8 protein-coding genes are annotated in these 13,930 nt (G+C 71.0%); 6 read left to right on the forward strand and 2 right to left on the reverse strand.

The window, feature by feature from the left end; translation table 11 throughout:
- Positions 1–200: 200 nt before the first annotated feature.
- From ACQEUX_RS03580 to ACQEUX_RS03600, 5 genes are all read left to right on the forward strand, one after another.
- Positions 201–4,190, forward strand: coding sequence for a phosphodiester glycosidase family protein (locus ACQEUX_RS03580; RefSeq protein ID WP_433041006.1), 3,990 nt, complete (start codon positions 201–203; stop codon positions 4,188–4,190).
- Between the two features lie 964 nt (positions 4,191–5,154).
- Entirely contained in the window at positions 5,155–5,394 is a 240-nt protein-coding gene (locus tag ACQEUX_RS03585) for a hypothetical protein (protein ID WP_433041009.1), read from the forward strand.
- A 180-nt stretch (positions 5,395–5,574) separates the two neighbouring features.
- Positions 5,575–6,156, forward strand: coding sequence for a sigma-70 family RNA polymerase sigma factor (locus ACQEUX_RS03590; RefSeq protein ID WP_433041012.1), 582 nt, complete (start codon positions 5,575–5,577; stop codon positions 6,154–6,156).
- Between the two features lie 706 nt (positions 6,157–6,862).
- Positions 6,863–7,027 carry a hypothetical protein gene (locus ACQEUX_RS03595; RefSeq protein ID WP_433041015.1) on the forward strand — a complete coding sequence of 55 codons (165 nt, stop codon included), beginning with the start codon at positions 6,863–6,865 and terminating at the stop codon, positions 7,025–7,027.
- Between the two features lie 58 nt (positions 7,028–7,085).
- Positions 7,086–9,056 (forward strand): hypothetical protein, encoded by a 1,971-nt coding sequence (locus ACQEUX_RS03600; protein ID WP_433041018.1) that lies wholly within the window; start codon positions 7,086–7,088, stop codon positions 9,054–9,056.
- Here the strand turns inward: ACQEUX_RS03600 and ACQEUX_RS03605 are convergent.
- Together ACQEUX_RS03605 and ACQEUX_RS03610 are read right to left on the reverse strand one after the other, a co-directional pair.
- A complete protein-coding gene (locus tag ACQEUX_RS03605; RefSeq protein WP_433041021.1) occupies positions 9,022–10,161 on the reverse strand; it encodes a cobalamin biosynthesis protein CobQ in 1,140 nt (379 codons plus the stop codon). The two genes, ACQEUX_RS03600 and ACQEUX_RS03605, sit on opposite strands and share 35 nt — an antisense overlap.
- Positions 10,162–10,234: 73 nt before the next feature.
- Entirely contained in the window at positions 10,235–12,058 is a 1,824-nt protein-coding gene (locus tag ACQEUX_RS03610; RefSeq protein WP_433041024.1) for a ricin-type beta-trefoil lectin domain protein, read from the reverse strand.
- A 292-nt stretch (positions 12,059–12,350) separates the two neighbouring features.
- Between ACQEUX_RS03610 and ACQEUX_RS03615 the strand changes: the two genes are divergently transcribed.
- Entirely contained in the window at positions 12,351–13,769 is a 1,419-nt protein-coding gene (locus ACQEUX_RS03615) for a LysM peptidoglycan-binding domain-containing protein (RefSeq protein ID WP_433041027.1), read from the forward strand.
- Positions 13,770–13,930: the final 161 nt, after the last annotated feature.

Genomic DNA, 13,930 nt, shown 5'->3' on the forward strand with positions numbered 1-13,930 from the left:
AGCGCAGGTCGCCCAGCCACTCGTCGAGCATCTGCGACCGACCGGGGCCGCTGACGATGACGGCTCGTCTGGGCGCGATGGCCGCACCGTGAACGGTCACGGCGGCCGGTTTCCCCTGGACGGAGTCCGGATATGCCGTCCTTAGAGGTTCATTGGCTGGTCGGGGCCGATTCATCTCTGATTCGGTCAAGATCATTAGCGTGGGCTCGATCCCCGGACCGAGCGGGGGCGTAGCGCGGCCTCGTCGCCCGCTGTCTTTTGAGTTGAGGATCCACGTGAGATCAAGAACCTTGAACGTAAGGCGGGTAACGCCGCTGGTCGGAGTGCTCGCCGCGGCCGTCACGCTGGTGGCGTTTCCGGCCATGGCAAGCGCCGATCCGGGCCAGCCGGACGCACCCGTCACCGGCGGACTTCAACTGATCAACACGAATGAGAAGATCGGTCCGGGAATCGGTCTTCAGCACGTGAAGGCGTTGGACCAGAGCGGTTGGTACGACGCGCAGTATCTGACGGTGGACCTGTCGAACAGCGCGGTCAGCACCGACCTGCTGACCTCCGGCCCGGTCGCGTCCGGCGGTCCGCTCAGCGTCTCGGCCAACAAGGCCGGCGCCGTGGCCGGCGTCAACGGCGAGTTCTTCGACATCGGCAACAGCAACGCCGCGCTCGGCGGTGAGATTCAGAACGGCCAACTGGTCAAGACGGCGGACATCGGCGGGCGGCAGCACGTCGGGGTCAGCAAGGACGGCATCGCCCAGCTTGTCGACCTCGCGGTCGACTCGAACGCGAACTTCGCCGGCGCGGACCACAAGGTGTTGTCGATCAACGCTGCGAACGGCGGCGGAGTACCCGCCAACGGCATGGTCGCCTACACCGCGGCGTGGGGAACCTACAGCCGTAACCGCGGTTTCACCGGCGTCGACGCCAGCCAGATCGCCGAGGTCCTCGTCTCGGGTGACAAGGTCGTCTCCGTCGCTCCGACCGGGCCGGCCGGCTCGGGCGCGATCCCGGACGACAGCTTCGTGCTCGTCGGCCGCGACGCCGCGGCGACCGCGCTACGCGCGCTGCAGCCGGGCGACCCGGTCACGCTGAAGTACTCGCTGTCCAACGACGTCGCCAAGACGATGAAGTTCGCGCTCGGCGAGGGCGGAACGATCGTGTCCGGCGGCAAGGTCGTCGGCGGCCTGGACACCTCGATCGCGCCGCGCACCGCCCTCGGCTTCAAGGACGGCGGCCGCACCCTCGTACTCGCCACCTGGGACGGCCCGGGCGGCACCGGCAAGGGCGGCGTCGGCATCGACAAGGAAGCACGCGACCTCGCGGCCCTGGGTGTGGAGACGGCGGTCAACCTCGACGGCGGTGGCTCCACCACGATGGTTGCCCGCGCGCTGGGTGGGACCGACGCGACCGTGCGCAACACGCCGTCCGACGGCCACGAGCGCAACGACCCGAACGGCGTCGGCGTGTTCGTCACCCCGGGCGACGGCAAGCTCCACCAGCTCCTGATCAACCCGGCCCCGGGCGGCGCGTCCAGCGACGCAGGCGTCAAGGTCTTCCCAGGGCTGCACCGCGCACTGCTCGCCCAAGGCGTCGACAACCACGAGACGCCCGTCGCGGTGAAACCACAGTCGATTCGCTGGGACGCCGATGGCGCGTCGGTGAAGTCCGGCCTGCTGCAGGCCTCGTCGCGAGACCACGGCACGGTCAAGGTCACCGCCACCGTCGGCCGCGAGCGTGCCACGACCAAGGTCGACGTGCTCGGCAAGCTCGACAGCGTGCAGCTGTCTGCCGGCCGCCTGTCCATCGCCGACGCGACGCCCGACGGCACGGCCACGGTGAGCGTCACCGGCCGCGACGACCAGGGCTACACCGCCCCGATCGACCCGACCGACCTCAAGCTGGACTACGACCACAGCGTCGTCGACGTCCAGCCCGCCGCCGGCAAACTGCAGATCATCCCGCTGAAGGCCGCCGGCACGATCCTGACCATCTCCGTCGGGGGCAAGTCGGTGCAGCTGCCGATCACGATCGGCGCGCAGAACGTGTCGGTGTACGACTTCAACGACGACGTGCTCGCCCGGTGGCGCAACAACAGCACCGCGGCGACCACGTTCGCGAAGGACCCTGACGGCCTGCGGATCGACTTCGCCGCGATGCGCAACGTCGGCATCGCCTCGACCTCCACCGCCAACCGGGTAACGGTGCCGGGTCAGCCGCTGCGCGTACGGGTGCGGATCAAGTCGAGCATCGCGGTGCCGAGCGGGCTGACGTACCTCGGCTACACCGACGCCAGCGGCAAGGGCACGGGCGTCTACGGAACCGCGCTGGTGGCCAGCGACGACTGGCAGTACGCCACGTTCACCCTGCCGGCCAACACCGTGTTCCCCATCGCGATCTCCGGCTTCCAGGGGATCAACACCAGCGTGCCCCAGCAGCGCGCGGGCACGTTCATCCTCAACCGCATCGAGGCCGACATTCCGACCTCGATCGACCTGCCGGCGCAGGCGGACCTGCAGCCCGACCGGCTCGTGTCGACCGACGGCTCGTCGCTGCACGGCGCGGGCACCTGGACCTTCGCCTCGCTGTCGGACGTGCAGTTCACCGCGGACAACCCGGACCTGGCCCAGGTCGCGACGGCCGCCCTGCAGCGGATTCGTCAGACCAAGCCGGACCTGGTGCTCCTCAACGGCGACATCACCGACCGCGGCCTGCCGCAGGATCTCGCGTTGGCCCGGCAGGTCCTGACCGACGCGGGATGCGACCTGATCCCGGTCGGCCAGGAGCCGGCCGAGAACAGCACGCCGAACCCGAACACCGGCAAGGTGCCCTGCTACTACGTACCGGGCAACCACGAGTCCTACGGCCTCAACAACACCCAGTCGGACCTGTCCAACTTCAAGGCCGAGTTCGGGCAGCCGTACCGGACGTTCGACCACAAGGGCACCCGGTTCATTCTGCTGGCCAGCTCGCTGGGCACGCTGCGCGGCACCGCCTGGGAGCAGCTGCCGATGATGCAGCAGGCGCTCAACGACGCCAAGCGTGACCCGTCGGTACACAACGTTGTCGTGTCCGCCCACCACCCGGTGGACGATCCGGCCGAGACGAAGTCCAGCCAGCTCGGCGATCGCGACGAGGTGGCGCTCATCGAGAAGCTGCTCACGGACTTCCGCGACGAGAGCGGCAAGGGCGTGACCATGTTCGGCTCGCACGCCCAGATCGCCAACGTCCACCGCGTCGAAGGTGTCCCGTACGTCGTGCTGCCCTCGTCGGGCAAGGACCCGTACGGCACGCCGGACCGGGGCGGCTTCAACGGCTGGGTGAACTGGTCGGTGGACAGCCGCCGCGACGCGAGCCAGCAGTGGTTGCAGGCGGACGTGCGGGCCTTCGCGCAGTCGATCACGCTGGACGCGCCGGAGACGCTCGACCTGAACCAGACGGCGCAGCTCGGCGGCAGCATCATCCAGCCTCAGGGGGTGTCCACCGGCTCTCGCGTCGTGCCGCTGCGATACCCGATGTCCGTGCACTGGAGCGGATCGTCGAGCCTCGCGATCGGCAGCGGTACCGAGGCCATCGCCGATGCCCGCCACGACGGTAAGGTCGCGATCCTCGACCCGCAGACGCGGACGCTGACGGCACTGCGCCGTGGTTCGGTCACGGTCTCGGTGACGAACGACTCGATGCGGCAGTACACCGACGCCGCCTCGCTCGCGCCGATCAGCACCTCGAAAACCATCCAGGTCGGACCGCCGGCACCGGCTGGCCCGGCGTTCTCCGCCGAGGCCCCGGTGTTCACCACACAGCCGGTGGGCACGATCGGTCAGGTGCAGAAGGTCACCGTCACCAACACCGGCGACCAGGCGTTGCGGATCTCCTCGACCGACGTTGAGAGCACCAGCCTGGAAGCGCGAGACGCTGTGCGGGTCGACCGTGACCGGGACGTGTTCCGGGTCGACCGTGACCAGTGCTCGGGCCGCACGATCGCCCCGGGCGGCACCTGCGTCGTGTCGGTGCGCTTCACACCGGTGCGGCCGACCGTGACCTCGACGGCGTCGCTGGTCTTCCGGACGAACACCGCCGAGCGCCGCGACACGGTCAAGCTGACCGCAACGAGCACCACGCTCCACTGGAGCTGGGGTGCTGGAGACGGTCCGGCGCAGTACCCGAACCAGACTGGCTTGGTCTGGGCCGAGTAGTCCCATCGCAGGCCATGAGAAGGTCTGCGAGCCGGCATCGGGGTTGGGGTGGGCGCCAGGCGCCCACCCCAACCCCGATGAGCATCTGCTGGCGGCCACTGCGGTAACGGTTACGCGTTGGACCACCGAGGGGCCGGCCCTGCAACTCGGCTTGAGCGCACTGGCCGCGGTCGTCCGATGCGCACTCGCGGCACAGCCCTCTGGGAGTGCACGCCCAGCGGGTCCAGCGGCGTGACCCTCGTCACCCGCGCGCCTGTTCGTCTCCGAACTACGCCTGCCCAAAAGCGGCTGCGCCGGCCTGACTCTTTACAAGGTCATCCGCGAGCTGCAACGGCTCCTCGCGACTTGGGCCAGCGCCTGTCTCGGCTGCCATCAACCCGTGAAACCGTTACGCCGCAACAACTTCACCGAACCTCACAAAGCACTACGGGGAGGCGTCGGCGTGTCGGCGACGTCAGGCCTCGACGCTCTCCGCGGCTGGGTGCTCGATATCGGTGCCCTGTCCACCTACGCGCAGGATGATCCATTTGTTCTCGCGGTTGTGACCGCATGCTGCGGACGGGGGTCAAACGGTCCTGATCCGCGATACGAGTTTCGTCGCCGCGATGAACGCCTCTCCGCGCGAGCAGAGACGGCTGCGGATCCTGCGAGCCCATCCGGGGCTCCGCCTCGAAGGTCAACGAGTTGACCTTCGAGGGGGTCATGGCGGAGTCGATGGGCCTCCTCGCCCCCGTGTTCGCGGCAGGTCGGCGGGGTGGGCGCCGCCCAGTCCCCGACACCGAGGGAATCAGGCGCTTTTTTGCCGAACCATATTTCTGGAATGAGCGAATCATCCAGAGGGCGTGCCGTATGGCGGCCCGGCGTCGGTTCTGACCCAACGACCCGCACGTGAAGATCTGGCTCTGCACAGAAAGGGCCTCACCTTCAGCAACATTGGAATGCAAATGCTGCCTGGATCGCGGCAATGGTCATCTGGGTTAATGGGGCGCTCGGTGACGGAAAACATGCTCTCATCGATGCGCTGAGCCGTCCGTTTCCCGAGCACATCTTCTTCGATCCCGAGCGTGTCGGATTCATTCCGCGCGACCTGGTGTGGCAACCGGAAATCGGCGACGTTCAGGATCTGCCGGCTCCGTCAGCGGAGCGCGCGCCGAACGTCGATCAGCTGCGGACGGTCTGGTGGACGACGTTCCACCAGTGGTGACCGCTGTCACCTGATGTTTCCTAACGGCAACGTCGTACACCAAAAGTTTGCTTTTCAAATTGCTTGATTGGACCCGCCGCGACCGTATGCTCCCCCCGGCCATCGGTTGGTGCGCACGGTGCGGTGCGGACGGAAACATCGACCGCGAACCATAGGGTTGTTGGCTGGGAAGGCGGTTTGGTGATCGTGGTTTCGTGCGTCGGTAGGGCGCAAGAGTCTACTCTGGTCGGTGCTGATGGCACGTGGTCGGTCGCCAACTCGGCGGCCGTGCGGATGCGGGCACTGCACGCCGACCATGCCGAACCGCTCTACCGATTTCTGCTGCGGCTGACCTGGGGCGAGCGGCATGTGGCCGAGGACCTGTTACAGGACACCATGCTGCAGGCGTGGCGTCACGTGGACCGGCTGCCGGACGAGGGCGAGGCGCTGCGGCGCTGGTTGTTCACAGTGGCCCGGAGGATCGCCATCGACGCGGCCCGGGCCCGGAAGGCCCGGCCGACCGAGGTCGGTATGACCGACATGGCGCTGCTCGCGGAGAGCGTCGACGTCACCGACGGTGTGGTCGCCGTGCAGACTGTCCGGCGTGCCCTGCCCAAGCTGACCGCCGCCCATCGAGCCGTGCTGATCGAGCTGTATTTCCTTGGCAGCTCGACCGACGAGGCCGCCGCCCGGCTCGGCATCCCCGAGGGAACGGTCAAGTCGCGGGCACACTACGCGTTACGGGCATTGCGTGCGGCCATCGGGCCGATCGACGCCGTCTGACGCCCGGGCCGCGAAGTCGGTCCGGCCGGATAGTGAACTGTACCCAGGTCCGATGCGTCTTACGGTTGATGCATGTTGCCAGGCCCACTACTGAGCGGACACGATCGTTGGACAGGTCATGCCATCTAGTAGATCTGTCGCGCCGATGAGTGACGACAGCGACGACACCCACGATCGCTGCGCGGACAGCGCACCGTACCTCCTGGGTGCCCTCAAACCTGACGCGGTGTACGCCTTCGAACGACATCTGGCGGGTTGCTCCAGATGCCAGGACGCATGTGACGACCTCGGCCCGGCCGCCAGCGCGTTGGGTGGGTTCTCCCGAGGCGACGTACGCGAGTTGCTCCACGAGCGGGTTCGCGACGACGGCGACCGGCGCGACCCGCTGACGGAACCACCCCCGCCGGCCGCCGGGCTCCTGCCGCGCGGGTCCGGGTCCCGGCAGCCGGTCGGCGCGAACCGGTCCGGTCCGCCCGGCTACGACCGCCCATCGACCCGTTCGACCGTGCCCGGTCACCCACCCATCAGTGGCTCGGGTGAGAGGTCGCCACACCCATGCCTACTGGTTCGGTCCTGGGCCCGGTTGCGTAGGCGGCGACACCGGGCACGACGTGCCTGTGCCCGCCACCACCGCTGGCGTCGGCCCGGATGCGACTGACCGTCTGTCGGCGGTGACCCGGGACGGCCGGGTGCACCCGCTGGCTGAGTGGCCGGGTGGTCCGGCTTCCGCGTGGTCGAACGCGCGCTGCCGGTAACGGCGGATTCGCTGGTCCGCGTGGCGGTCACCGGCACCGAGGGCGCGGCGGTGGAGGTGGCCTGGATGGCGCACGCAGCGGCATCGGCCGAGACTCCGGCCGCCGGCTGCGTCTGACCTGGGACGCGGTAGGCCCACCGCACCGCGCAGCTCGGCCGTACGTGAGGATGGCGTGGTGCGCAACCGGACCGATCAACCGCGGGTTCACGGGTACGACCGGGTCACCCTCATCGGCCGGGGCAACGCGATGCCACCCGAACTCGCGCCCGCCCGCCTGCCCCGTGAGAGGGATCGGCACACGGTCATCGTGGCAGCCGACCCCCCACTGGACCTGCCGACCCTGACCGCGCTGCTCAGTCACCACCTGCCGGTACGGTGCGCGTCGATTCGGCTCGTGCTCTCCGAGGCCGGGCGGGTAGGCATCGCCCAGGTGATCGCCGACGAATTGCGCATCGAGGTGCTCGCCCCGGCCGGACCGGTGATGCTGCTGCCCAGCGGGATGCTGTTCGTCACCGAGGGACAGTGGTGGCGGTTCCGGCCGGGTGAGGCGGGGGAGCGGCAGGGGGCCCGGCAACCGGCACCGGACTGGGAACGGCTGCTTCCGCTGCACCCGCGGGTTCTGCCGCCCGAGGTGCGGGTGACCGCCGTACCGGCCGGGCTGTGGCTGCACGATGCCGAACCACCCGTACCGCCGCTGACCGCGGCGCTGCTGTCCCTGCCCGTGGATCCGGAGCGGCCGACCGTGGTGATCGGCCGCCCGGCGGGTGCGCCGCTACCGCCCGAGCCCGTCTACGCCATGCTGGAGGCGCTGCCCCGGGCGCTGCGGCGCCGGATGGTCCTGGTGCCGTACGGGGCCGAGGGCGGTACCGCCGACACGGTGGGGGAGTGGCTGGCCGCCCGTACCGGAGGCACCATCGACGTGGTCGGTGGGGTGAGCGAGGTCGGTGGCGGTGTCGACGGCGGGTCCCTGCCAGTCGACTCTGACGACCGGCGACGGTGGCGCCCGTTCGCGCAGCGGGTGGTCTACCGTGCTGGGGCTACGCCGCAGGTGACGCAGTGGCGCGACCCGCTGCCGGGCCCACCCGGCACGGCCGGGGTGCAGCGGGTCGATGCGGACTGGGCGGTCGAGGTGATCCGCGCCGGGCTGTGGCTGCGGTCGGCGGACGACGATTCCGAGCAGGATGTGATCCGGCGGCTGCCGATCGACGACCGCCATCCGCTGCTGGTGCTCGGCGCGGCGGCGGTCGCGCGGCCGCACCGGGCGTTGGCGGTACTCGACACCGTGGTGGACCGGTTGCCGGTGGACACCATCACTGTGCTGCGACTGGCGGTGACGCGTCCGCCGGCCGAGGCCGATGTCGCGCTCTGGGGGCCACTGGTCGACCGGTACGGGCCGCTGCTGGCCGTGGTCGGCCCCGGCCACCTGGTCGAGCTACCCAGCCGACCTCTCGCCGAGCCGGAGCCGGAGCCGGAGCCGGAGCCCGAGCCGAAGCTGGAGCCGATCCCGGCACCCGTGGTGAACCCGCTGCCCGGTGCCGAACCTGTGCCCCCGCCCGCATATGCGCCGGGCCCCGAGCTGCCGTCGGGGCTGATACCGGCGCCCGAACCGGCAACTGAGCCTCCATCGAGCTCCGAGGCCGAGCGGCCGGATGATGTGCCTGCCCGGCCCGGCGTCGATGGGGGACGGTACACGGGCGCTGTGTTCGCCGACTGGCGTTTCGAACCGCTGCCGCACTGGGGGCCGGGACAGGAACTGCACCTACCCGAGGCGCTGACCGGCACCACCGCGCCGCGTCCGCCCGAGCGATCGGAGCCCGATGGGCGGGCACCGGCCGGCCCGGTGCTGGTCATCTGGTCGGTCACCGGCCAGCGGGTGACCGACACGGGGGAACAGGTGCGGTTCGCGCCCGGCAGCCGGGTGCGGGTGGTCGAGGTCGATCATCTTGGCCATGACGAGCCGGTGTTGGTTCTGCTGCGCGACACCACACCGGACCCGGCGTACGACGAACCGGAGCCCGGTCACGACGCGGTGCTGGACCGGCGGGTCCGCTCGACGTTGAGGCGGGCGGTCGACGCGGTCCGACGGACGCCCGCGACCAGCGCCTGGCCGTTCAGTCCTGGTCGCGGATACCGAGTGAGTCGATGATCGAGCTGCACGCCATCAGCCAGGCCCGCCGGGTCGGTACGGCCAGTTGGTCGTACTCGATCCGGCCGCCGGACCGGATGAGGCGGTCGTACGGGATGACCACCACGTCCCGAACCACCTGACGGTAGCGTTCGACGATGTCGTCGAGGAGCGCCGTGTCCGGCTTCGGGTCGGCGCAGGAGACGACCGCGACCGCGTTCTCGGCCAGGTCGGCGCGGCCGGTGCGGATCAGGTGGTCGAGCATCCAGAGCCCACTGTCGGCCACGTCCCGCTGCACCGTGGTCGGTACCACCAGACAGTCGGCGACCGCGGTCGCCGACTGCCAGTTCGCCGCGCGGATGTTGTTCCCAGTGTCGATCACGATGAGCCGGTAGAAGCGGCACAGCGCGGTCCAGAGCTTGCGGAACGCCTCGGCGTCGATGATGTCCATGCTGCCCGCCGCGTCGTCCGACGCGAGCACGTCGAACCGGGCGCTCTGCGGGCGCAGGTACGCGGAAAGCTGCCCCACGCTGCCGCTGGTGGCGAGGAAGTCGTCGATCTGGTGCAGCAGGTCGACCACCGTCTGCTGGTGGGTGGACGCCTCCGCGCGCATCCCGAGGGTGCCGCGCGTCTCGTTGTTGTCCCAGGCCAGCGTGTATCCGCCACGGTGGAAGCCGAGCGTCGCCGCGGCGATCAACGCGGTCGGGGTCTTCGCGGCACCGCCTTTCGGGTTCGCCACCACGACCGACATGGTTCGGGTGAACGAGCGCAGCAGCCGTCGCCGCGCCGCCCGGTGGACCAGCTCCTCCCGGGTGGCGGTGAGAGTCAGCGTCCCGCCGGTGAGCCGGTTGGCCCGCCCACGCCAGCCCCACTCCGCGGCCTTCTGCCCCGGGCTGCCCACCGGCTCGTCCGCACCGGGCGGACCGGGCGGTGCCGTCACCGTCGCGCCGTCGCCCCTCGGGCTCGCCGGCTGGCTGGGGAGCTGCCACGCCGAGCCGGCCGAGGGCAGCACGACCGGACCGGGTACGGCCGGCCCGCCGTTGCCGGGTTCCTGCTCTGACGGGGTGGCGGAGGTGCGGGCGGTGGGGGCCGCCGGGTCGGCCTGTTTCTCGGGGTGCGCGGTCATGATGACGGTCTACTCCTGTCGACGAGAGGCTGCCGCCGAGGGGGCCGGGTTTGCAGGGGCGCCGCGTTCGGGTTCACCGGTGCCACTTCTGGTTGGCGGTACCGCCGCAGTCCCACAGTTGCAACCGCGTCCCGCTGCTGGTCTGCTGGTCCACCGCGTCGACGCACTTGTCCGCCCGCCGGTTGACCAGGTCGTGCGCGTTGTTCAGGTTGAACAGCTGGGAGGAGCTGCCTGAGCAGGTGCTCAGGACGATCTTCGCGCTGTTCGCGGTCGATCCGCCCGCCACGGTCATGCACCTGCCGAACGCCCGGACCGTGCCGTCGTTGTAGATCGTCCACTGCTGGTTGGGTCCGCCGTTGCAGGTCCAGATCTGCAACTGCGGGTTGCTCTGGTAGGCGCCGTCGGTCACGTCGATGCAGCGGCTGCTGCCGTACCCGATGATCGGCCCGGCCGCGCCGACCGGCTGCGGCTGCGGGCTCGCCGGCGGTGCCGCGTTGGTCCGACTCGGGGTTGGCGCCGGTGGCGGGGCCGGCTGTCCACCGGGGGCCGGCTGTCCACCGGGTGCGGGTTGTCCGGCGGCCGGCGGTGCCGCGGGCTGGCCGGTGCCGGTACCCGGGCTGGCCGGGCCACCGGGCGATGCGCTGCCGGACGGGGTCGACGGCGAGCGTGGCGTACCGCTGGGGCCAACGGCGGCCAACGGGGTGCCACCCAGACGCGGGTCGTGTTCATACCTGCCGGTATAGCCCTGCACCAGGACGATGAAGTTCCGCATCGCCGACGCGTCCGGCACGCCGCCGGCCCGCTGCACCGCCTCCGGTCCCCACTGGAAGGCGGCGAGCGCCGCCGGGTACGGGTCGCCCTGCCCGTCCCGACCTCGCTCCTCGACCAGCGTGCACATCACGACGCCCAATGCGGCGATCGCCTGCTGCGGGTCCCACGGTGAAGAGGTGCCGGCGTCCGGTGCGTACCGGGCCCAGACCATCGGGTTGAACTGGGCGATGCCCTGGGCGCCGTTCCTGCCGAACAGGTTCGGGTTGAACGCCGAAGACGCCATCAGCTGTGCGGCGATCCGGGCCGGCGGCACCGCCGGGCAGGTCTTTCCGGCAGCCAGGATGGCCGCCAGGTAGTCGGCGGGTACCGGCGCGGCCGGGGTACCTGGGTTCGGTTCCATCCCGCCGACGGGCCCGGGTGACGCGCTCGGGCCGGTGCTGACGAACTCCGGCCGGCGGGCGTACCAGGCCGCGTAGCCAACCACGGTGGAGACGTACCGGTCGGCGTGTGCCGGTACCCGGCCGGCGTCCCGTACGGCGGGCAACCCGGAGTGGTATGCGGCCAATGTCAGCCGCCACTGGTCACCGCCCACTCCGGCCTGCCGTACCTGGCCGGACAGGTCGCACATGTGACGGGCGAGCGCGGCGATGTTGGCCGCCGGGTCGCTGCGCTTCGCGGCCGGGGCCGGCTTCCAGGCGTTCCACACGCTCTCGGTCAGGCCGGCGACGCCCTCGCCGCCGCCCTCCGTCCGGGCGGCCGGGTTGAACCCGGACGCGGTCATCAGCTGTCCGGCGAGCCGGGCCGGGGAGAGGACCGGGCAGGAGAGCGCGGCGGCGGCGATCGTCTGCACCTGGCTGGCCGGGACCGGCAGGCCGGCGCGGACCGCGTCGTCGGCAGTTGCGGTGCCGAATCCGGATGCCGCCACCACACCGGTCGCCGCGATCAGAACCAGCATGACGCCGGCCGCGACCGCCCGCCGCAGTGGGCTGTCGAGCCGGTCCAACCCGCTACGCAGCAACTGCGCGACCCGGCGCAGCAGGGTTGACCTGCGCTGGGCTCGGGCGGACATGTCGACGAGCAGCGCGCGCAGCTTCGACAGACCACCGGTGCCGGACGTGGCTCGCATCCTGGTTGCTCTCCCTCGGGTACGTCTTCGAAGTAGCACGACGGCGCTGGCTGGCCGCCGGTTCACCGCGACGACCGCTTTGTTTGCCCGGTGTGCTTCGTGGCACCGATCGGGCTCGCCGGTTCGCCGGTCGGAAGCCGTCCCGCACACTTCCTCCGCGCCAGTGTCCAGCCAGCCATCTACGCGGTATGTCGGCCCGGCTACGGTCTGGGCCGTGCGGAGAACGAAGGATGGTGCGGCTATGGATGGCTCGGGCAGAGTAACCCCGGGGCGCGGCGAATCCAGCCTCGTGATGCGGAGTGGCGGGGTCGCCTCTCGTGCGTGGCTGCTCGGGGCGGTGCCGCTGCTGATGGTGGCCGTACTCGCGCTGGCGGGGACGCCAGCGCGGGCGGTGCCGCTCGCCGCGCCGAGCCCCAGTACGACCCCCGGCCCCGGAGTGATGCCGAGTTCGACCCCGGGCGGGTCGGGGACTGCGCGGTACTACGTGGTCGGGTCGGGCCGGGAGGGTGAGCGCGAGTACCTCTACCGCATCGCGGTGCAGACGCTCGGGGACGGCAACCGCTTCCGGGAGATTTTCGAGCTGAACCGGGGGCGCATCCAGCCCGATGGCGGTCAGCTGACGGACCCGTTGGCGCTACAGCCGGGGTGGATTCTGGAACTGCCGCGGGATGCGCGTGGCCCGGGGGTGCAGGTCGGGCCACCGCCGTTCCCGTCGCCGTCGTCGTCGGGGGGCGTTGCCGCCGAGCCCGACGATACGAGCGGTACCTCGCCGTACCTGATGTGGGCCGCCGGTCTCGGGGCGATGGCGCTGCTGCTCGCTGTGGCGCTGCGTCTGCTGCGACCCCGGCGCGAACCGCGCCCGTCCGCCTCTGCACCGGCGCTGGCCGGCGCACCCGCCGACATCGAGGACGCGGTCCCGGCTGCGGCCCCGGTCCCCACTCCGGACCTGGCTCAGGGTCCGCGTTCGGCTGCGGAGGCGGGTGCTGGGACAGCGAGGGCTGCGGAGGCGGGTGCTGGGGCAGCGGAGGCTGCGGAGGCGGGTGCTGGGACAGCGGAGGCTGCGGAGGCGGATGCTCGGACAGCGGCAGCAGTCGAGCCGGCGTCGGAACCGCCGGCGCCGGAACCGCCGGCGTTGCCGCGGCGCGGGTGGGTGGTCGTGGCGCTGTCCGCACTGGGCACCGAGCCGGACCACCTCGATGTCCGCCTGCTGGCGCGGGACGCTGGCGGCGCCGACGTCCCGTACGGCTGGCTCGGCGATGGGCCGACGCCGGCCGGGCTGATGCCGGTCGTGCTCGGCCGGCAGGACCGTTGGCGCTTCCATCTCGACCTCGCCGCCACACCGGACCTCTTCACCGTCACCGGCTCGTCCCCGGCGGTCCGGCGAGAGGCGTTGAGCATCGCCCGGCAACTGCTGGCTGTCGGAGTGACCGTGACGGTCGTCGGGAACGCCCTCGGCCCGGACCTGCCGCCCGGCTGCCGCCGGGTCGATGCCTTTCCGACGCTGGAGAGTTTCGGTCCGGCGAGCGGACCTGAGGTGGTCATCAGCGGTCCACCGCATGGGGCCGAGCTGACCGCAGCCCGTAACCTGGCCGCCCGGACCGCGTCCCGGGTGGTGCCGGTGCTGGTCGGCGAGGTGTTGCGGGCCCGCTGGTCGGTCCTGGTGACCGCTGCCGAGGCGGACCCGGCGGCCAGCAACGACCCAGGGCGGTGACGGCGACCCGTCGGCGCCCGCGCCGCGCGGGCGGGTCTCCGATCCCGGGGTAGATCCCGGCGCGGGTCGTCGGTCCCGAATTCACCGTGGGTTTGTCGGACCTGAATTGAACCGGCAGGGGCCGAGGAGCGTCGTCGGAGTGGGCGGGCAGGTCGGTTCCG

The organism is Micromonospora sp. CA-259024 (assembly GCF_050936255.1).
GTDB lineage: Bacteria > Actinomycetota > Actinomycetes > Mycobacteriales > Micromonosporaceae > Micromonospora.